Below are 19,679 nucleotides of genomic sequence, written 5' to 3' on the forward strand. Positions count from 1 at the left end.
TGCCGATGGCCTCCAATCGACTCCCGCCGGATGCGGGCGCGCGTCCTTCCCCAGGCATGATTCTCGAACGTCTCGCCCGGGGCGCGACCCGCGCTGCGCGCATCACTCATACGGAGCACTTGCCCCCGCGCATCGGCAGCCATGCCGACTGGCCGGAACAGATCCGACCGGAAGTGCTCGACGCCATCCGTTCGGCCGGAATCGATCGACCCTGGGCCCACCAGGCACGGACATCCGAACACGCACTGCGCGGCGAGTCGGTCGTCGTCGCCACCGGCACCGCCTCGGGCAAGTCCCTGGCATATCTCGCACCGGTCCTCTCCGCGCTCCTGGACGGCTCCGAGGCCCCGAACGGGCGGGGAGCCACAGCCCTGTATCTGGCCCCCACCAAGGCGCTGGCGGCCGACCAGCGGCGCGCCGTACGCGAGCTGGCCGCCCGGCTGGGCACCGCCGTCCGGCCCGCGGTCTACGACGGTGACACCCCCGTCGAGGAACGCGAATGGGTCCGCCAGTACGCCAACTACGTCCTGACCAACCCCGACATGCTGCACCGCGGCATCCTGCCGTCGCACCCCCGCTGGTCCTCCTTCCTGCGGGCGCTGCGCTATGTCGTCATCGATGAATGCCACAGCTACCGGGGTGTCTTCGGCTCCCATGTCGCGCAGGTCGTCCGCCGGCTGCGCCGCGTCTGCGCCCGCTACGGCTCCGAGCCGGTCTTCCTGCTCGCCTCCGCCACGGCCGCCGAACCGGCCCAGGCCGCGACCCGGCTCACCGGACTGCCCGTGGTGGAGATCACTGAGGACACCTCGCCGCGCGGCGAGTTGGTCTTCGCGCTGTGGGAGCCGCCGCTGACCGAGCTGCACGGCGAACAGGGCGCGCCGGTCCGCCGTACCGCCACCGCCGAGACCGCGGACCTGCTCACCGACCTCGCCGTCCAGGGCGTACGCACCGTCGCCTTCGTGCGCTCCCGGCGCGGCGCCGAGCTGATCGCTCTGATCGCCCAGGAACGGCTCGCGGAGGTCGACCGCTCGCTGCCCGGGCGGGTCGCCGCCTATCGGGGCGGCTATCTGCCCGAGGAGCGCCGCGCCCTGGAACGCGCCCTGCACAGCGGGGATCTCCTCGGCCTGGCCGCCACCACCGCGCTCGAACTGGGCGTGGACGTCTCCGGCCTCGACGCCGTGGTCATCGCCGGCTATCCGGGCACCCGCGCGTCCCTGTGGCAGCAGGCGGGGCGCGCCGGGCGCGCCGGGCAGGGCGCGCTCGCCGTGCTCGTGGCCCGCGACGATCCGCTGGACACGTATCTCGTCCACCACCCCGAAGCCCTCTTCGACCAGCCCGTCGAGTCGACCGTGCTCGACCCCGACAACCCCTACGTGCTCGCCCCGCACCTGTGCGCGGCCGCGTCCGAACGCCCCCTCACCGAAGCCGACTTCCCGCTCTTCGGACCCGCGGCCGCCGGGCTGATGCCGCAGCTGGAGGCCGCGGGCCTGCTGCGCCGGCGCGCCACGGCCTGGCACTGGACGCGCCGCGAGCGGGCCGCCGACCTCACCGACATCCGCGGCCAGGGCGGCTCGCCGGTCCAGGTCGTGGAGGCCGGCACCGGGCGGCTGCTGGGCACCGTCGACGCCGCCGCCGCGCACACCACCGTCCACGACGGTGCGGTCCACCTCCACCAGGGCCGCACCTATGTGGTCCAGCGCCTCGACCTGGACGACGACGTCGCCCTCGTCGAAGAGGCCAGCCCGCCCTACTCGACGACCGCCCGCGACACCACCGCCATCTCCATCCTGGAGACCGACACCGAGATCCCCTGGGGGGACGCCCGGCTCTGCTTCGGCTCCGTCGAGGTCACCAACCAGGTCGTCTCCTTCCTGCGCCGCAAGCTCATCACCGGGGAGGTGCTGGGCGAGACCAAGCTCGATCTGCCGCCCCGTACGTTGCGCACCCGCGCGGTGTGGTGGACCGTCACCGAGGACCAACTCGACGCCGCCCGCGTCAATCCCGAGCAGCTGGGCGGCGCGCTGCACGCCGCGGAGCACGCCTCCATCGGCCTGCTGCCGCTCTTCGCCACCTGCGACCGCTGGGACATCGGCGGCGTCTCGGTCCCCCTGCACCCGGACACCCTGCTGCCGACCGTCTTCGTCTACGACGGCCACCCCGGCGGTGCCGGCTTCGCCGAACGTGCCTTCCACACGGCCGCCGACTGGCTCGCCGCCACCCGCACCGCCATCGCGTCCTGCGAATGCGAGGCGGGCTGCCCGTCTTGCATCCAGTCCCCCAAATGCGGCAACGGCAACGACCCGCTCCACAAGCGGGGAGCGATCCGCCTGCTGGCAGAGCTGCTGCGAGGAGCGCCGGAGGGGCCCCGACCCGGGGCGTAGCGGTCTCACGGCGGCTTCCGTGACGGGCCGGTGGTGGCTCCTGCCCGATGGCCGCACTCTGCCCGGCCCGGCCCCGGCTCCCGCCGGATCTCCACGCCCCAGCCGCCCCGCCGATCCCGCGGGCGCCGACCCGGGCCCCACCGGACCGGCGCGCGCCCGCACCCGCGAGGTGAACGGACGGCCCCCCGCCTCGACCGACACATCCGCGATCGCCCCCGCCATCGAGCACCGCACCAGACGAGTGCGCTGGGCGTCCGCCACCCGGCCCGCCGCCGCACACGCCCTGGCCGGCCCCTGGAGGGCGCGATCCGCCGCGGCCAGCGCCGCCAGATCCGCGGCTCCCCCCGCGCGATGTCGTGCCGTGACGGCCTGCCCCACGGCGAGCAGGGCCAGGAAGACGGCGCACAGCGCAGCGGCCGCGAAGACCGTCCAGACCGTCGCCGAGCCCTCATCACCGCACCGTTTCCTCCGCAAGAGCCACCGCCTCCCCTGTGACCTGGGCCGTCAGCCGCCCCGCACCGGGCAGCCCGGCCTCGACCCGTACGCGCACCAGGTCGCCCTCCCTCGCCAGCGCGACCCGCGCACCCCGCGGAGCGGCGCCCCGTGCTGCCGCGATCACCGCCGCCCGGGGTTCCGACCGCGCCGCCGCCCGCGCCCCGGCCCGGGCCGCGTCCACACACTCGATACGGGCGCAGACCGCCATCAGTCCCCAGATCAGCGCCGCCACGATCGTCACCAGAACCGGCATGACCACGGCCGTCTCCGCCGTCACGAATCCGGCGTCGCGCGAGGCCCTCGGGGCGCCGCGGGCCCCAGGGCCCATGCCCGTGCCCCTGCCCCCGCCCCTGCTGTCAGAACTGGGCATGGAGCGCCCGCTCGAACAGCGACCGCAGTGCCGCCTGGACGGTGTCACTCGTCGCGATCTTGTAGAACACCGTCGCCAGGGCTGCCGCCGCGAGCGTTCCCACGGCGTACTCCGCCGTGACCATCCCCCGGTCGTCGGCCGCCACCGAGCGCAGCCGCGTCCACCACCGTCGAAACATTCCATCCCCCGCTCCCCGGCGCTCGGCCGGTCGTTGAACTTGCTTCATCCAGAGACCAGTCAGGTCTCGAGACCAGTCAGGTACTGAGATCGGTCAGGTACCGAGTTCAGCCGGACAGGTAACGAGATCAGCCGCCTCCCAAGAGGCCGGCTGCCAGGCCGATCAGTACCGGCGCCACCCCGAGCACCAGGAACGCCGGCAGAAAGCACGCCGCCAGCGGAAGGGTGACGAGCACCCCGGCCCGCCGGGCCCGCGCGGTGGCCGCCCTGGCCTGCTCCGCACGGAGTTCGGTGGCGATCCGCGATACCGACTCGACGGCCGGCACCCCCGATATCCCGGCGCGCTCCATGCAGCGCGCCAGCCCCTCGGCTCCGGGAAGGGCAGCCAGCCGCGGCCAGACGACGGCCGGTTCGCCGCCCAGGCGCAGTTCCGCCGCCACCTGACGCAGCCGCTCGGCTACGGGCCCGTGGAGCGAACGGCCCACGGCCTCGGCCGACTCCCGCGGGCCGGCCCCCGCCGCGAGGCAGGCCGCCAGCAGATCGCCGGCCGGCCCCAGCTCCGTACGTACGGCCGCGGCCGCCAACCTCGCCTCCTCCGTGCTCCGTTGGCCCGCCAGCCAGCGATATGCTCCGATGCCCACGGCGAGCCCTGCCGCGGCACCAGGGACACCGCCGACGACGATGGCCACGAAACCGGCCGCCCCCAGCGGCCCGGCCCACGCCCTCGGTCCCCTCACGGGCCCCCGACCGCCGTTCCGTCCTCCGCCCCGAAGTCCGGTCCGACCTCCCGTCCGTCGAGCCCCGTCGCGGCCCGGCCCGCCACCCCACAGCGCCGTCGCCCGTCTGCGCGCGGCTCGTGTGCGGTGCACTGCCCGCAACAGCGCCATGACGCACAGCAGCGCCATCACGGCCGCGACCGTCATCCCCACCCTGTGGACAACTTCCGCGCTCACGACGCCGCCCTCCTCACTGCGGTGCCTTCCGCGTCCGCGACGATCCGGGCGGTCCAGGCCACGCCGCCCCACTCCAGAAGCCCGCCGGCCGCCAGGCAGCCCCAGCCGGCCGGGGTGTGCAGCAGCACCCGCAGTGGGTCGGCACCCAGTGCGCCGCCCATCAGGAGTCCGCCTGCCGGGAGCAGCGCGAGCATCAGCGCCGTGGTGCGCGGCCCCGCCAACTGGGCACGTAGCTCTTCGCGTTGATCCCGCTGGGCGCGCAGCCCGGCCGCGATCCGCTCCAGCCCGGAGGCCAGCCCGGCACCGCCCTCCACCGCCACCTGCCAGCACGCCGCCATGCCGGTCAGCCCCTCGGCTCCGGAGGCTCGCGCCGCGGCACGCAGCGCCTGGGGGACGTCCCCGCCGTAACGGGCGGCGGCCACCACCGCCGAGCCCGCGTCCCCGAGACCCGGCACCCCCGCGGCGAGCAGGGCCTGGGCCGGCTGCCGTCCGGCCCGCAGCTCACCCGCCACCGCCGCGCACAGCCCGATCACCTGAGCGGCCCGCCGGTCCCGCGCCCGCTCCGCGCCACGGGCGGCCAGCCCGCGCCGGACGAGGAACATGGCCACCGGCGCGGCGAGCACCGGCAGCGGGGACCCGCCCAGCACGCCCAGCACCAACCCGGCCGGCAGGCACCAGACCTCCCACCCGATGTCCCCCCAGCGACCGACGCTCCACCGTCTGCCCGCGTCCCCCTCGGTCACCCGCCCCGCGCACCACTTCCGCAGCCCTTCGCCCCGAAGCCGGGCCTGCCACCGCCCTGCCGGGCCGACCTCCCCGCCGCCTCCGAACAGGGCCCGGGCCCGCCGCCGTACGTCACCCCGCCGTCCGGCGGCGGCCGCCTGGAGCGCGGCTCCCGCGATGAGCACCGCGACCACGAGCGCCACCCCGGTCCCGTTCATCGCCCCTCACCCCCGCCCCGCTCGCACAACCGCATCAACCGCCCCCAGCCACGCATGTGCTGAAAGCCGCTCGGGCCCCAGACCGCGGCCGGTACGGTCACCACGAAGCCGTCGCGGTCCCGCTCCAGGACATGGAGCTCGGCGATTCGGCGCCGGCCGGTCCGATCGCGCACCAGATGCAGCACGACCGAGAGCGCGGCCGCCAGTTGGCTGTGCAGCGCGGCACGGTCGAGCCCCGCGGCCGAGCCGAGGGCCTCCAGCCGGGCCGGGACGTCGCAGGCTGCGTTGGCGTGGACCGTGCCGCAGCCCCCCTCATGCCCCGTGTTGAGCGCGGCCAGCAGGTCCGTGACTTCGGCGCCGCGCACCTCGCCGACCACCAGCCGGTCCGGCCGCATCCGCAGCGCCTGCCGAACGAGGTCCCTCAGCGCCACCCGGCCGACACCCTCCTGGTTGGCCGGGCGGGTCTCCAGCCGCACCACATGGGGGTGGTCCGGCCGCAGCTCCGCGGAGTCCTCGGCCAGGACGATCCGCTCGGCCGGGCCGACCAGGCCGAGCAGCGTGCTGAGGAGTGTGGTCTTGCCGGAGCCGGTGCCCCCGCTGACGAGGAACGACAGCCGGGCCGTCAGCATCGCCCGCAGCAGCCGTTCGCCGCCCGGCGGGACCGTCCCCGCCGCGACCAGCTCCGCGAGTCCGAAAGCACGCGGCCGCAGCACCCGAAGGGACAGACAGGTCCCGGCCACCGCCACCGGGGGCAACACGGCATGCAGCCGGGTGCCGTCCGGGAGCCGGGCGTCCACCCAGGGGCGGGCGTCGTCCAGGCGCCGGCCGGCCACCGCCGCCAGCCGCTGGGCGAGCCTGCGTACCTCCGCCTCGTCCCGGAAGCGGACATCCGTACGCTCCAGCCCCGTGCCGCGGTCCACCCAGACCTCGTCCGGCGCGGAGACCAGGACGTCCGTCACCTCGGGCGCGGCCAGCAGCGGCTCCAGTGGCCCGCTGCCCACCATCTCGGACCGTAACGCGGCCACCACGCCCAGCACTTCGGCGTCCCCCAGGAGCCGCCCCTCCGCGCGCAGCGCCACCGCCACCCGAGCCGGTGTCGGCTCCGCCCCCGCCTCGGCGAGCCGCCGGCGCACGACATCCAGCAGGTCCTGCCCCGGTCCCGCCCTCATGCCCGGCCTCCGCCCCGGCCGCCCGCCCGGACCACGCCGGCGTCCATCGCGACCGGCGGCCCCGAGCCGGCCCATGCAACCGGACCACGCCCCGGTCCCCGCCCTGCTGCGGGCTCCGAACCCGGACTCAGCCCCAGCCGCGAGTCCGGCACCGGTCCCGAACCGGCTCCCGGCTCCACTCCTCGCCCCACTCCCGGCCCCTCGCTCGGTCCCGCATCGGGAGCCGGGCCGGCCTGCGGCCCCAGCCATTGGGCTTGCCCTTGCGCCACGCCCGGACCAGGCCCCTCCCCTGTCTCGTCGTCCCCACTCGCCACCATCCGCCGCCAGAACGCCGCGCAGAACCGCGCCAACGGCTCCCGCACCCGTGCCCCCGGCGGTACGCCACGCGCCAGGTCCGCCAGCAGCCCCTGCTCCCAAGGAAGTTCACCGGCCAAGGGCAGGTCCATGAGGCGGGCGATCTCGCTCGGAGACAGGCCGTGACCGTGGCGTTCAGGGGTACCGCGGGCCACTACGCGGAGGTCATCCAGCTGCTGCACCCCGGAGGCCACCCGCTGGGCCGCCGCGACCGCGCGCAGCTCCGTAGGGACGAGTAGCAGCCCCATGTCCACCTGGGCCAGGGCCTCCGCCGTCGCCTCGTCGACGCGGCGGGGCAGGTCCACGACCACGACCCCGCCCCGTCGGCGCGCCGCCGCCATGACCGCACGCATCGCCGCCGGCGGAATGACGACGTCGGGCCCCCGGTCCCAGCTGAGGACCCGCAGGGAGTGCAGGTACGGCAGCGATTCGGCCAGGGCACCGCAGGCCACCCGGCCGCGCGACTCGGCGAACGCCGGCCAGCGCAGGCCCTTTTCCTTCTCGCCGCCCAGCAGGACGTCCAGTCCGCCGCCCAGCGGGTCGCCGTCGACGAGCATCGTGCGCCGGCCCGTCCGGGCGGCGGTGACGGCCAGCGCGCCGGCCAGGGTGCTCGCGCCGGCACCGCCGCGACCGCCGATGACACCGACCGTCAGAGCCGGCGGGCCCACGCCCTCGACGGCGTCGGCGATGCGGTCGACCAGCCAGCGCTCGCCGTCAGGCAGGGCAAGGACGCGCTCCGCCCCGATGGCGACGGCCCTGCGCCAGGTCTCCTGGTCGTCGGTGTCCCGGCTCGTCAGGACGACGCCTGCCCGGCGGCCGGCCCCGTACAGACGGCTGGCGCAGTCCTCACCGACGATCACCAGTGGCGCCGCCTCCCAGCCCCCTTTGCGGGCCGGCAGCCCATGTGCCACTTCGGGCAGCGCGCCCGCCGCGGCACACAGCCGCAGCAGATCGTCCAGGAGCCGTTCGTCCTCAGTGATGATCAGCGGTCCGATCCGCTCCTCGCCGGTGCGGTCCGGGCGCTCCGATGGCGTGGTTCCGGCCACGTTCCGTCCCCCTATCGCTACGCAACTCACACATCCGCGAACTCGCGGACTTTTACGATGCGGCGATCAGGAAATCCGAGTGGATCTTGAACCAAATCTGTGGACAACTCAGCGGCTGTGGATATACCCGTCACCTATTCCAGCGACGAAGGGCGACTTCTGGGGCTCAAGAGAGCCCCACGATGGGCTCGGGAGGGGGTTCCTCAGAGCAGTGCGTTGACTACAGCGGGTAACGGGAGCGAGGCGGACCAGCCGTCGACGCCGTACAGGCGGAGTGAGTGGCGGATCCTCGTCCGGCGGCGGAAAATGCGTCCGGACATGCGACGACCCCCGCCGGGGGGGAGAGCGGGGGTCGTCCCCACGGCCGACTCGGGGGGGGAGGAGCCGGACCGGGTTAGCACGGTCGCGAACGATCCGTGACTTCCATGGTGTACCCGAGAGCCTTCTCAGGCAAACCCACGCGCCACACCTTACGCCGAATGGTGGGAGCCTATGCTCACCCCGTGGAAAACCACTCCGTGCCTCACTCGACTCCCCGTACTGCTGCGTTCTTCGACTTGGACAAGACCGTCATTGCAAAGTCGAGCACGCTGACCTTCAGCAAGTCGTTCTACCAAGGCGGCCTGATCAATCGGCGGGCCGTACTGCGCACTGCGTACGCCCAGTTCGTGTTCCTTGCGGGCGGCGCCGACCACGATCAGATGGAGCGGATGCGTGAATATCTCTCCTCGCTGTGCCGCGGCTGGGATGTGGCCCAGGTCCGCGAGATCGTCGCCGAGACCCTGCATGATCTGATCGACCCGATCATTTACGACGAGGCGGCCTCACTGATCGAAGAGCATCACGCCGCCGGACGCGATGTCGTCATCGTCTCGACTTCCGGCGCCGAGGTCGTCGAACCGATCGGTGAACTCCTGGGCGCCGACCGGGTCGTGGCCACCCGTATGGTCGTCGGCGAGGACGGCCGCTTCACCGGCGAGGTGGAGTATTACGCCTACGGTCCGACCAAGGCCGAAGCCGTCCGGGAACTCGCCGCATCCGAGGGCTACGACTTGGAGCGCTGCTATGCCTACAGCGATTCGGCCACCGACGTGCCGATGCTTTCGGCGGTCGGACACCCCTGCGCGGTCAATCCGGACCGGGCGCTGCGCCGGGAGGCGGTCGCGCGCGGCTGGCCGGTCCTGACCTTCAGCCGCCCGGTCCCGCTCAAGCAGCGGCTGCCGGCGCTGTCGATGCCCTCGCGGCCGGTTCTCGCCGCCGTGGCGGCGGCCGGCGCGGCCATGGCGACCGCGACACTGGTCTGGTACGCGAGCCGGCGGAAAACCACAAAGTTGCGCTTCCGTTTTGACCGAAGCAGTGCCGCCCGTAATGCCCGTGTTTGAAGGTGAACGTAAAGTTCTGCGGTCTGGGCTTCCCCTCGCCCGGCACGAGTAGTACAAAGGACTTAACGGCCCGCGAGACCAAGGACATCCGAGAGGAACACCTTTAACGCAGCAAGTGGCCCACGGACCGATGCATGAAAGTCGGGCACCCACGCGACGCCGACCCGTCGATTACGGGCCAGCCGCACCAGGTAACCGGACGAAGATTCCGACCTGATGGGCAAATTTCGTGCACGCATGGTAACCCGGCAGACATGCCAGCGGCGGTACCACCGATTGGTACCGCCGCAACCCTGTTCAGGGACGAATTGAAGCAATGGTTCCGGATTCCCCGGGCGGTTTCGAAGCCCTCACCTCGTCGCCACTTATGCCACCCTTATGCCGCGCCGCGCTGCAGCGCCTCACAGACCGCGGTGCTCTCCCGAACGCCGAGTTCCACCGCGCGCCCACAGTGCGCGATCCACGCCGCGACGCCCTCCGGGGTGCCCGAGACATAGCCCTCGAGGGCGGCGACATATGCCGCTCGCCCCAACTCGGCATGCCCGACCTCGGCAGGACAGATCGACTTGGGGTCCAGTCCGCTGCCGATCAGCACGATCCGCTCCGCGGCCCGCGCGACCAGCCCGTTGTGCGACGCGAAGGGCCGCAACGCGAGCAGCTCGCCGTGCACCACCGCCGCGACCACCAGGGCCGGCGCCTCGGTACCCGCGAGCAGCAGCCGCGACAGCCCGTCCAGGCGCCCTGCGACCTCGTCCGCATCCGGGAGCGCCAGCTCGACGAGCGGTTCGTTCACCGGCTCGCCGGCCAACCGGGGCCGTCCCACGGTCTCGTCCGGCGACTCTCCGCCGGCCGCCACCAGATGGAGCCGCGCCAGGACGCGCAGCGGCGACTGCCGCCACACGCTCAGCAGCTGCCCTGCCTCCGCGGTCAGCCGCAGCGCCGCGCCAACGGTCCGCGGCTCGCCCGCGACGCCGAAGTCGGTACGGCGCCGGACCTCTTCGAGCGCCCAGTCGGCTCCCGACAGCGCCGCGGAACCGCGCGCTCCGCGCAGCGCCGCCTCAGAGGTGACCTCATTGCTCCGGCGCCGCATGATCCGGTGGCCGTAGACCCGGTCGACGCCCTTGCGCACGGAGTCCACGGAGTCGGCGACTCCCGGGAGCGAGGCCAGGGTCACAAGCGGATCGTCGCTCGCTTTGGGGGGTACGGGGGAGGTCCCCCGGGAGATTCCAGCCATGGGTACGACCCTACGCACCACTGGGCCGGACCCCTCGAAGGAGTGGTCTTCTTCACGCGGACCCCTCACTCAGAGGCAGAGCGAGATTACCCTTGGTGAACATGAAGATCGCTTTCGTAGGCAAGGGCGGCAGCGGCAAGACCACCCTGTCCTCCCTGTTCATCCGGCATCTCGCCGCGTCCCGGATCCCCGTGATCGCGGTGGACGCCGATATCAACCAGCACCTGGGGGCCGCCCTCGGCCTCGATGAGGCAAAGGCCGCCGCGCTCCCCGCGATGGGTGCCCATCTGCCGCTGATCAAGGACTACTTGCGCGGCGGCAACCCACGGATCCCGTCCGCCGCCTCCATGATCAAGACCACCCCGCCCGGAGAGGGCTCACGACTGCTGCGGGTCGTCGAGGACAACCCCGTCTACGACGCCTGCGCGCGCACGGTGGAGCTCGACGGCACCGCGGTGCGGCTGATGGCGACGGGCCCGTTCACCGAGTCCGATCTGGGCGTGGCCTGCTACCACTCCAAGGTCGGTGCGGTCGAACTGTGCCTGAACCACCTTGTCGACGGCCGGGCGGAGTATGTCGTCGTCGATATGACGGCCGGCTCCGACTCCTTCGCCTCCGGGATGTTCACCCGCTTCGACATGACCTTCCTGGTTGCCGAGCCGACCCGTAAGGGCGTCGCCGTCTACCGCCAGTACAAGGAGTACGCGCAGGATTTCGGCGTCCCCCTCAAGGTCGTCGGCAACAAGGTGCAGAGCCCCGACGACCTGACGTTCCTGCGCGAGGAAGTGGGCGACGACCTGCTGGTGACGGTCGGGCACTCCGAGTGGGTGCGCGCCATGGAGAAGGGCCGGCCGGCCCGCTTCGCCTACCTGGAGCAGGCCAACCGCCGCGCCCTGGAGGTGCTGCACGACACGGCCGACGCGGCCTACGGGCGACGCGACTGGGAGCGCTACACGCGCCAGATGGTGCACTTCCATCTGAAGAACGCGGAGAGCTGGGGCAATGCGAAGACCGGCGTCGACCTGGCGGCCCAGGTCGACCCGGCGTTCGTGCTCCACGAAGGCGCGGCCACCCCACAGCCCGCCTGACCTGCCAGGCCGCGCGAGCCGGGCGGCCTGGTCCGCGGCCCGCCGGCCGAGCCGCCCCTCGCCGCCGCGGCAGGTCCCGTCACTCCTGGCACCCCTCGCCGCCGCCTCATTGCCGCGGCCGAACTCAGCCGATGCGACCGCCCTGCGGCCGTGTCATTTCCGGCGCCGCGAGCACTTTTCCGAGTGGCCGATCGAAATAGCCACCCGGGCTTTCACGCGCCAGGGACAGGAATGGCACGGGCAAGCCGAAAGAACTCGCTTTCACCCGATAGATGGACAGATTGGGGCGAATGCGCGCAAAAGCTTCTCACTACCTTTACCCGTCATTACGATCCATTTACCGATGCTTGAGGGTCGCCGGACCGTCCCCCATCACGACGACCGCCGGCCGGCTCACGTCCCGCCGCAGTACACCGCCGCCCCACGCTCGCGCCCCGCGCGACCGCGTCGCCCCGGAGGAGACGGGAATGTCGCAGATGGAGAAGTTGCCGCCGCAGCCGCCGCACACACCGCACCGCTCCGAGATCCCTCCCGAGCCCCGTACGCGCCCCGAGGAACCCCCTGCGCGAAAGGCCGGCCGGGCCACCTGCCGCCGGGACCTGTCCGCCTCGATCGTCGTCTTCCTGCTCGCCGTACCGCTGTCGCTGGGCATCGCACTGGCCACCGGCGCCCCGCTCCAGGCCGGACTGGTCGCGGCGGCCGTCGGCGGTATCGTCGCCGGGCTGCTCGGCGGCACTCCTCTCCAGGTGAGCGGCGCGGCCACCGGCCTTCTGGTGGTCACCGCCGACCTCGTCCAGCGCTTCGGCTGGCGCGCCACCTGCGCCATCACGGTCCTGGCCGGCCTCAGCCAACTCGCCCTGGGCGCACTGCGCGTGGCCCGTGCGACGCTGGCCATCAGCCCGGCCATCGTGCACGGCATGCTGGCCGGTATCGGGGTCACCATCGCCATCGGCCAGCTCCATGTGGTGCTCGGCGGCAGCCCCGACAGCTCGGCGCTCGACAACGCCGCCGCGCTGCCCGGACAGTTGGCGCATCCGCACACCGCCGCGCTGCTGATCGGCGCCATCACCGTCACCGTACTGATCGGCTGGGCCCGGCTGCCGGGCCGCGCCGGGCGCTGGGCGCGGGTGCTGCCGGCTCCGCTGGCCGCCGTGCTCGCCGCGACGGCCGCCAGCGCCGGGATGGCGGTACCGCGTGTGGAGCTGCCGTCCTGGCGGCTGCCCGAGCCGCCCGCCCTCCCGGAGGCGTCCGTTCCGGCCCTCGTGGCCGCGGTGCTGACCGTCACCCTCGTCGCCAGCATGGAGTCGCTGCTGTCGGCGGCGGCGGTGGACCGGCTGGCGGCCGAGCGGCCGGGCGCCCCCACGGGCCGAGCGCAGCTCAACCGCGAGCTGGCCGGCCAGGGCGTGGCCAATGTCGCCTCCGGGCTGCTGGGCGGGCTGCCGATCTCCGGCGGTGCGATCCGCGGCTCGGCCAACGTACGGGCCGGGGCCGCCACCCGCTGGGCCACCGTGCTGCACGGCGTATGGGTACTGCTGTGCGCGGGCCTGCTGGCCGGGGTGCTGGAGCTGATCCCGCTGGCCGCGCTCGCCGCGCTGGTGATGGCCGTCGGCGTACGGATGGTGAGCTTCGCGCACATCCGGCATGTGCAGCGGCACCGCGAATTCCCGGTGTACGCGGGCACCTTGGGCGGGGTCGTCCTCTTCGGGGTCCTCCAGGGCGTGGCGGCCGGCATCGCGGTCGCGGCCTTCCTGGCGCTGCGCCGGCTGACCCACACCCGGGTCACCGTCACTCAGGAGGACGAGGCCTACCGGGTGCGCATCAGCGGCCAGCTGACGTTCCTGGCGGTGCCGCGGCTGACCCGGGCACTGGCGCTGGTGCCGGCGCACACCGAGGTCGTCGTCGAGCTGTACGGCTCGTTCATGGACCACGCCGCCTACGAGGCCCTGCAGTCCTGGTGCGCCACCCATCAGGCGCACGGCGGCTGGGTGACGCTGGGCGGCCGTGGGGGCCGTCCGCTCGCCGAGCCGGCCGGCGGGCACTCGTGCCGGCCGTGGACGCCGTGGCGCAACCACCACTGCACCCGGCCCGCCCCGCACCAGGCGGCGGCCCCGGAGAGCAGCGGCAGCCAACTGCTGGGCGGGGTCAGCGCGTTCCAGCGCCACACCGCCCCGCTCGTGCGCGAGGAGCTGGCGCGGCTCGCCCGCGACGGCCAGCGGCCCACCCAGCTGTTTCTGACCTGCGCGGACTCCCGGCTCGTCACGAGCATGATCACCTCCAGTGGTCCGGGTGACCTGTTCACCGTGCGCAACGTCGGCAACCTGATGCCGCCACCCGGCTCGGAGGCCTCCTGCGACTCCGTGGGAGCGGCGATCGAGTACGCGGTGGAGGTGCTGCGGGTCGGCTCGATCACGGTGTGCGGGCATTCGGGGTGCGGCGCCATGGGGGCGCTGCTGAGCACCGCGGCACCGGACGGGACCGAGCCGACCCCGCTCGCCCGCTGGCTGCGCCACGGCCGCCCGAGCCTGGCCCGGATGCAGCGCATCGGGCGGCTGGGACGGGGCGAAGTCGCGCTGGCCGGACGGCCGGTGGCCGATGACCAGGAGCGGCTGGCGCTCGTCAACGTCATGCAGCAGCTCGACCATCTCAGGGCGCACGCCTGTGTGGCCCGCCGGGTGGCCGAGGGCACCCTCGCCCTGCACGGCATGTACTTCGACGTCGGCGCGGCCCAGGCGTATGTGCTCGACGAGGCCACCGGGCGGTTCTGCGCGGTCCGCGGCGAGGCGGCGCCGGTCGGCGTCTGACCTGCACAATGGCCGTCCGACGGTCGCGAAACAGACGATCAGTCAACAGGTCTACACCAATAATTGTCCACAGCCCTTGTCAGGGTCCACCGCGGGCTGATGAGCTATGGCCTGGGACACATCGGACGCCCTGGGAATGGGAGATGTCGTGAGCAACGAAAGCCTGGCCAATCTGCTCAAGGAGGAGCGGCGGTTCGCGCCACCCTCGGATCTGGCCGCGCATGCCAACGTCACGGCCGCCGCGTACGAACAGGCCGCGGCGGACCGGCTGGGCTTCTGGGCAGAACAGGCCCGGCGACTGTCCTGGGAGACCGCACCCACTCAGACCCTCGACTGGTCCAACGCGCCCTTCGCGAAGTGGTTCGCCGACGGCAAACTCAATGTCGCCTACAACTGCGTGGACCGGCACGTGGAGAACGGCCTGGGCGACCGGGTCGCCATCCACTTCGAGGGCGAGCCGGGCGACAGCCGCGCGATCACCTACGCCGAGCTGCAGCGAGAGGTCTCCAAGGCCGCCCATGCGCTGATCGAGCTGGGCGTGCGGGCCGGCGACCGGGTCGCCATCTACATGCCGATGATCCCGGAGACGGTCATCGCCATGCTGGCCTGCGCCCGCCTGGGCGCTCCGCACTCGGTGGTCTTCGGCGGCTTCTCCGCGGACGCGCTGGCGACGCGGATCATCGACGCCGACGCCCGCGTGGTGATCACCGCCGACGGCGGCTACCGCCGCGGAAAGCCCTCCGCCCTCAAGCCGGCCGTCGACGACGCGCTGGCCAAGCCCGGCACGGAGAACGTCCGCAGCGTGCTCGTCGTACGCCGCACCGGCCAGGAGGACGTCGCCTGGCACGAGGGCCGGGACGTGTGGTGGCACGAGATCGTCGAGCGGCAGAGCGAGACGCACACGCCCGAGGCCTTCGACGCCGAGCACCCGCTGTTCATCCTCTACACCTCCGGGACGACGGGTAAGCCCAAGGGCATCCTGCACACCACCGGCGGCTACCTCACCCAGGTGTCGTACACCCACCACGCGGTCTTCGACCTGAAGCCCGAGACCGACGTCTACTGGTGCACCGCCGACGTCGGCTGGGTGACCGGCCACTCGTACATCACCTACGGCCCGCTCTCCAACGGTGCGACCGAGGTGCTCTACGAGGGCACGCCCGACAGCCCGCACCAGGGCCGCTGGTGGGAGATCGTGCAGAAGTACGGCGTGACGGTCCTGTACACCGCGCCGACCGCGATCCGCGCCTGCATGAAGTGGGGCGACGACATCCCGGCGAAGTTCGACCTGTCGTCGCTGCGCGTCCTGGGGTCGGTCGGCGAGCCGATCAACCCCGAGGCATGGATGTGGTACCGCAAGCACATCGGCGCCGATGCCACTCCGATCGTCGACACCTGGTGGCAGACCGAGACCGGCGGGATGATGCTCAGCCCGCTGCCCGGCGTCACGGAGACCAAGCCCGGCTCGGCACAGCAGCCGCTGCCCGGCATCTCCGCCACGGTGGTGGACGACGAGGCGCGCGAGGTGCCCAACGGCGGTGGCGGCTACCTCGTCCTCACGGAGCCCTGGCCGGCCATGCTCCGTACGATCTGGGGCGACGACCAGCGCTACCTCGACACGTACTGGTCGCGCTTCGAGGGCAAGTACTTCGCCGGCGACGGCGCCAAGAAGGACGACGACGGCGACATCTGGCTGCTGGGCCGGGTGGACGACGTCATGCTGGTGTCCGGCCACAACATCTCCACGACCGAGGTCGAGTCGGCCCTGGTCTCGCATCCGAAGGTGGCCGAGGCCGCGGTCGTCGGCGCCACCGACCCGCAGACCACCCAGTCCATCTGCGCCTTCGTCATCCTGCGCGGCGGCGCGGCCGAGAACGAAGGCCTGGTCGAGGAGCTGCGGGCGCATGTCGCCCAGCAGCTCGGCCCGATCGCCAAGCCCAAGCGGATCATGCCGGTCGCGGAGCTGCCCAAGACCCGCTCGGGCAAGATCATGCGCCGGCTGCTGCGCGATGTCGCCGAGAACCGCGACCTCGGTGACGTCACCACGCTCACCGACTCCTCGGTCATGGATCTGATCCAGGCCAAGCTGCCGAGCGCGGCCAGCGAGGACTGAGCGGTACGGATCATGGAGGGGGCGCCGGGCCGTTGCGGCCGGGTGCCCCCTCCGGCCTGTCCGGGCCCCTCGGAAGCCCGACGGCCCGGCTTTCCTCCAGCGGCCCGGAGCCCGATTTGCCCGTAAAGTAGGGCCACCGAATAGCCGTTCGCACCCGCCCGGTAAAGTAGGAGGCGCGTCAATGACGCGCTAAGAAACTCAGGGTGCGCCGGGAAGTCTGGTCGGCAACTGCAACAGCCGTACACAGCTGCCGAAGGCCGGAGGTCACCCGTCGTGAGTGCGTCCAACCGCCGTTCCATATTCCTCGGACGGATGTCCCTGCCCGAGCGGAACTTCATCGCCGATGCGCTGCGCGCCGAAACCGTCGGCGGCGTCCTCCTCCTCGCTGCCGCCGTAGCGGCTCTGATCTGGGCAAACACCCTCGGCGGGAGCTACGAGGCGGTCCGCGGCTTCCACCTCGGCCCGGCCTCGCTCGGCCTGGATCTCTCCGTTCAGCACTGGGCCGCCAACGGCCTGCTGGCGATCTTCTTCTTCGTCGCCGGCATCGAGCTCAAGCGCGAACTGGTCGCCGGCGAGCTGCGCGACCGCCGGGCCGCCGCGCTCCCCGTGATCGCCGCGGTCTGCGGCATGGCGACACCGGCGCTCGTCTACGTCGTCGTCAACACCCTCGGCGGCGGCTCACTGCAAGGCTGGGCGGTGCCCACCGCCACCGACATCGCCTTCGCGCTCGCCGTACTCGCCGTCATCGGGACGTCCCTGCCCGCCGCCCTGCGCGCCTTCCTGCTCACGCTCGCCGTCGTCGACGACCTCTTCGCCATCCTGATCATCGCGATCTTCTTCACCTCGAAGATCAACTTCGCGGCGCTCGGATTCGCCGTCGTCGGCCTGGTGGTCTTCTACCTGCTGCTGCGCAAGGGCGTCCGCGGCTGGTACGTCTACGTCCCGCTCGCCGTGGTCATCTGGGCCCTGATGGAGAACAGCGGGGTGCACGCCACCATCGCCGGCGTGGCCATGGGCCTGATGCTGCGCTGCCACCGCCGCGACGGCGAGACCCAGTCGCCCGGCGAACACATCGAGCACCTGATCCGCCCGCTCTCGGCCGGTCTCGCGGTGCCGCTGTTCGCCCTCTTCTCCGCCGGTGTATCCATCTCCGGCGGTGCACTCCACGAGGTCTTCACCCGGCCGGAGACGCTCGGGGTGGTCCTCGGCCTGATAGTGGGCAAGGCGCTGGGGATCTTCGGCGGAACGTGGTGCGCCGCCCGCTTCACCAAGGCCGAACTCAACCCCGACCTCAGATGGCCGGACGTCTTCGCGGTGGCCTCCCTCGCCGGCATCGGCTTCACCGTCTCCCTGCTGATCGGCGAACTCGCCTTCTCCGAGGACCTGGCGCTGGCCGACGAGATCAAGGCGTCGGTGCTGATCGGCTCGCTGCTCGCGGCCGTCTTCGCCGCGGTCCTGCTCAAGCTCCGCAACCGCAAGTACAGGAAGCTGTGCGAGGACGAGGAGCGGGACGAGGACCAGGACGGCATCCCCGACATCTACGAGGTGGACAAACCGGAATACCACCTCCGGATGGCGGCGATCCACGAAGCCAAGGCCGCCGAACACCGCCGGCTTGCCGAAGTGGCCTCCGGCTCGCACGCCGGAGACGATGGTCCGGCATGATCTGAGAGGCTTTGCATCCGGGTGACGAGATGAGGGAGACGGCGATGAGCGCAGCCGACCACGGCGCGGACCGCAGCCTCGGGCAACTGGTGGCCTCGGCCACCGCCGAGATGTCCGCACTGGTGCACGACGAGATCGCACTGGCCAAGGCGGAGCTGCGGCAGGACGCCAAGCGGGCGGGCATCGGAAGCGCCGCCTTCGTCGTGGCGGGCGCGCTGGCGCTGTTCGCGCTGCCGGTGCTGAGCTTCGCGGCGGCGTACGGCATCCACAACCTCGGACTCGGGCTCGCCTGGTCCTTCCTGATCGTGGGCGGCGCCTTCCTGGTCCTCGCCGGGCTGCTGGCCCTCATCGCCATCACCAAGATCAAGAAGATCAAGAAGCCGGAGAAGTCCATCAACTCCGCCAGGGAGACCGCGGCCGTGCTGCAGAAGGCCAAGCCGCACCCGCGCGTGGAGACCAAGGACCACCCGGTCCTGGAGTCTGTGACACGCTCGTCGGTATGACAGCCCCTGACAGCACCGCATCGGTCGTACGGCTCGACGTCCCCGGCGGACACGAGGTGTCGCACCGCGACGTCGCGGCGAACGGTGCGCGCTTCCACATCGCCGAGATGGGCGAGGGCCCCCTGGTGCTGCTGCTGCACGGTTTCCCGCAGTTCTGGTGGACCTGGCGGCACCAGCTCCCGGCCCTCGCCGAGGCGGGCTTCCGCGCGGTGGCGATGGACCTGCGGGGCGTCGGTGGCAGCGACCGCACCCCGCGCGGCTACGACCCGGCGAACCTCGCGCTGGACGTCACCGGCGTCGTACGGTCCCTGGGCGAGCCGGACGCCGCGCTCGTCGGACACGACCTGGGCGGCTATCTCGCCTGGACGGCGGCGGTGATGCGGCCCAAGCTGGTGCGCCGGCTCGCGGTCGCCTCGATGCCGCATCCGCGGCGCTGGCGCTCGGCGATGCTCGCCGACGTCCGGCAGAGCACCCGCAGTTCGCACATCTGGAACTTCCAGCGGCCCTGGCTGCCGGAGCGCCGGCTGACGGCGGACGACGCGGCGCTGGTGGGCCGGATGATCCGGGACTGGTCCGGGCCCCGGCTGCCGGACGACGAGGCGATCGCGGTCTACCAGCGGGCGATGAGCATCCCTTCGACGGCGCACTGCTCGATCGAGCCGTACCGCTGGATGGTGCGGTCCATGGCCCGCCCCGACGGCATCCAGTTCAACCGCCGGATGAAGATGCCCGTCCGGGTCCCGACCCTGCATCTGCACGGCTCGCTGGACCCGGTGATGCGCACCCGCAGCGCGGCCGGCTCCGGCGAGTACGTCGAAGCCCCCTACCGCTGGCGACTGTTCGACGGCCTGGGGCACTTCCCGCACGAGGAGGACCCGGCCGCCTTCTCGACCGAGCTGATCAACTGGCTGAAGGACCCGGAACCCGACCGCTGAGCGCTCCCTGACGGGTCGTTCGGGCGGCGGCGTACCGCTGAACGGGGCGGGTTGCACCGCTCAGCGGAACCG

General features: G+C 72.4%; 14 protein-coding genes and 2 pseudogenes. 8 read left to right on the forward strand and 8 right to left on the reverse strand.

The window, feature by feature from the left end; genetic code table 11:
- The first annotated feature begins 5 nt into the window (after positions 1 to 5).
- Positions 6 to 2,381 carry a DEAD/DEAH box helicase gene (locus tag AC0680_RS06375; protein WP_478625452.1) on the forward strand — a complete coding sequence of 792 codons (2,376 nt, stop codon included), beginning with the start codon at positions 6 to 8 and terminating at the stop codon, positions 2,379 to 2,381.
- A 153-nt stretch (positions 2,382 to 2,534) separates the two neighbouring features.
- Here AC0680_RS06375 and AC0680_RS06380 read toward each other — a convergent pair.
- From AC0680_RS06380 to ssd, 7 genes and pseudogenes are all read right to left on the reverse strand, one after another.
- Positions 2,535 to 2,855 (reverse strand): annotated as a pseudogene (locus AC0680_RS06380) (Rv3654c family TadE-like protein); the annotation flags it as partial.
- Positions 2,833 to 3,204, reverse strand: a complete 372-nt coding sequence (locus AC0680_RS06385) for a TadE family type IV pilus minor pilin (RefSeq protein ID WP_478625454.1) — start codon at positions 3,202 to 3,204, stop codon at positions 2,833 to 2,835. The gene AC0680_RS06385 and the pseudogene AC0680_RS06380, both read right to left, overlap by 23 nt.
- 28 nt (positions 3,205 to 3,232) lie before the next feature.
- Positions 3,233 to 3,424 carry a DUF4244 domain-containing protein gene (locus tag AC0680_RS06390; RefSeq protein ID WP_478625457.1) on the reverse strand — a complete coding sequence of 64 codons (192 nt, stop codon included), beginning with the start codon at positions 3,422 to 3,424 and terminating at the stop codon, positions 3,233 to 3,235.
- A gap of 127 nt (positions 3,425 to 3,551) precedes the next feature.
- A complete protein-coding gene (locus AC0680_RS06395) occupies positions 3,552 to 4,160 on the reverse strand; it encodes a type II secretion system F family protein (protein WP_478625460.1) in 609 nt (202 codons plus the stop codon).
- 212 nt (positions 4,161 to 4,372) lie between these two features.
- Positions 4,373 to 5,317, reverse strand: a complete 945-nt coding sequence (locus AC0680_RS06400) for a type II secretion system F family protein (RefSeq protein ID WP_478625462.1) — start codon at positions 5,315 to 5,317, stop codon at positions 4,373 to 4,375.
- A complete protein-coding gene (locus AC0680_RS06405) occupies positions 5,314 to 6,486 on the reverse strand; it encodes a TadA family conjugal transfer-associated ATPase (RefSeq protein ID WP_478625464.1) in 1,173 nt (390 codons plus the stop codon). Before AC0680_RS06405 ends, AC0680_RS06400 begins: the two co-directional genes overlap by 4 nt.
- A 302-nt stretch (positions 6,487 to 6,788) precedes the next feature.
- Positions 6,789 to 7,886, reverse strand: a pseudogene (gene ssd / locus AC0680_RS06410) (septum site-determining protein Ssd); the annotation flags it as partial.
- A 479-nt stretch (positions 7,887 to 8,365) separates the two neighbouring features.
- Between ssd and AC0680_RS06415 the strand changes: the two are divergent.
- Positions 8,366 to 9,268 carry an HAD family hydrolase gene (locus tag AC0680_RS06415; protein ID WP_478625466.1) on the forward strand — a complete coding sequence of 301 codons (903 nt, stop codon included), beginning with the start codon at positions 8,366 to 8,368 and terminating at the stop codon, positions 9,266 to 9,268.
- Between the two features lie 376 nt (positions 9,269 to 9,644).
- Here AC0680_RS06415 and AC0680_RS06420 read toward each other — a convergent pair whose 3' ends face one another.
- Positions 9,645 to 10,502, reverse strand: a complete 858-nt coding sequence (locus AC0680_RS06420; RefSeq protein WP_478625468.1) for a Fic family protein — start codon at positions 10,500 to 10,502, stop codon at positions 9,645 to 9,647.
- A gap of 101 nt (positions 10,503 to 10,603) precedes the next feature.
- Between AC0680_RS06420 and AC0680_RS06425 the strand changes: the two genes are divergently transcribed.
- The 6 genes from AC0680_RS06425 to AC0680_RS06450 all read left to right on the forward strand — a co-directional run bounded on the left by AC0680_RS06425 (position 10,604) and on the right by AC0680_RS06450 (position 19,607).
- On the forward strand, positions 10,604 to 11,590 hold the full coding sequence (locus tag AC0680_RS06425) for an ATP-binding protein (protein WP_478625470.1): 987 nt from the start codon (positions 10,604 to 10,606) through the stop codon (positions 11,588 to 11,590).
- A 467-nt stretch (positions 11,591 to 12,057) separates the two neighbouring features.
- A complete protein-coding gene (locus tag AC0680_RS06430) occupies positions 12,058 to 14,391 on the forward strand; it encodes a SulP family inorganic anion transporter (protein WP_478625472.1) in 2,334 nt (777 codons plus the stop codon).
- A 148-nt stretch (positions 14,392 to 14,539) separates the two neighbouring features.
- On the forward strand, positions 14,540 to 16,504 hold the full coding sequence (gene acs, locus AC0680_RS06435) for an acetate--CoA ligase (RefSeq protein WP_478625473.1): 1,965 nt from the start codon (positions 14,540 to 14,542) through the stop codon (positions 16,502 to 16,504).
- 312 nt (positions 16,505 to 16,816) lie between these two features.
- The gene (gene nhaA / locus AC0680_RS06440) at positions 16,817 to 18,169 is read left to right on the forward strand and encodes a Na+/H+ antiporter NhaA (protein ID WP_478625728.1); all 1,353 of its coding nucleotides are present in this window, start codon (positions 16,817 to 16,819) and stop codon (positions 18,167 to 18,169) included.
- A gap of 44 nt (positions 18,170 to 18,213) precedes the next feature.
- Positions 18,214 to 18,672: a phage holin family protein gene (locus AC0680_RS06445; RefSeq protein WP_478625475.1), complete on the forward strand. Its 459-nt coding sequence runs from the start codon at positions 18,214 to 18,216 to the stop codon at positions 18,670 to 18,672.
- A complete protein-coding gene (locus AC0680_RS06450; RefSeq protein WP_384427871.1) occupies positions 18,669 to 19,607 on the forward strand; it encodes an alpha/beta fold hydrolase in 939 nt (312 codons plus the stop codon). Before AC0680_RS06445 ends, AC0680_RS06450 begins: the two co-directional genes overlap by 4 nt.
- Positions 19,608 to 19,679 lie beyond the last annotated feature (72 nt).

The organism is Streptomyces sp. NPDC043738 (assembly GCF_056436545.1).

Bases quoted from the DNA above. Each gene is read 5' to 3' on its own strand.
- AC0680_RS06375 (WP_478625452.1), top strand. From the start codon at position 6: ATGGCCTCCAATCGACTCCCGCCGGATGCGGGCGCGCGTCCTTCCCCA.
- AC0680_RS06430 (WP_478625472.1), top strand. From the start codon at position 12,058: ATGTCGCAGATGGAGAAGTTGCCGCCGCAGCCGCCGCACACACCGCAC.
- AC0680_RS06415 (WP_478625466.1), top strand. From the start codon at position 8,366: ATGGTGGGAGCCTATGCTCACCCCGTGGAAAACCACTCCGTGCCTCAC.
- AC0680_RS06400 (WP_478625462.1), bottom strand. From the start codon at position 5,317: ATGAACGGGACCGGGGTGGCGCTCGTGGTCGCGGTGCTCATCGCGGGA.
- AC0680_RS06450 (WP_384427871.1), top strand. From the start codon at position 18,669: ATGACAGCCCCTGACAGCACCGCATCGGTCGTACGGCTCGACGTCCCC.
- AC0680_RS06390 (WP_478625457.1), bottom strand. From the start codon at position 3,424: ATGTTTCGACGGTGGTGGACGCGGCTGCGCTCGGTGGCGGCCGACGAC.
- AC0680_RS06385 (WP_478625454.1), bottom strand. From the start codon at position 3,204: ATGGGCCCTGGGGCCCGCGGCGCCCCGAGGGCCTCGCGCGACGCCGGA.
- nhaA (WP_478625728.1), top strand. From the start codon at position 16,817: ATGTCCCTGCCCGAGCGGAACTTCATCGCCGATGCGCTGCGCGCCGAA.
- AC0680_RS06405 (WP_478625464.1), bottom strand. From the start codon at position 6,486: ATGAGGGCGGGACCGGGGCAGGACCTGCTGGATGTCGTGCGCCGGCGG.
- AC0680_RS06425 (WP_478625470.1), top strand. From the start codon at position 10,604: ATGAAGATCGCTTTCGTAGGCAAGGGCGGCAGCGGCAAGACCACCCTG.
- AC0680_RS06445 (WP_478625475.1), top strand. From the start codon at position 18,214: ATGAGCGCAGCCGACCACGGCGCGGACCGCAGCCTCGGGCAACTGGTG.
- AC0680_RS06420 (WP_478625468.1), bottom strand. From the start codon at position 10,502: ATGGCTGGAATCTCCCGGGGGACCTCCCCCGTACCCCCCAAAGCGAGC.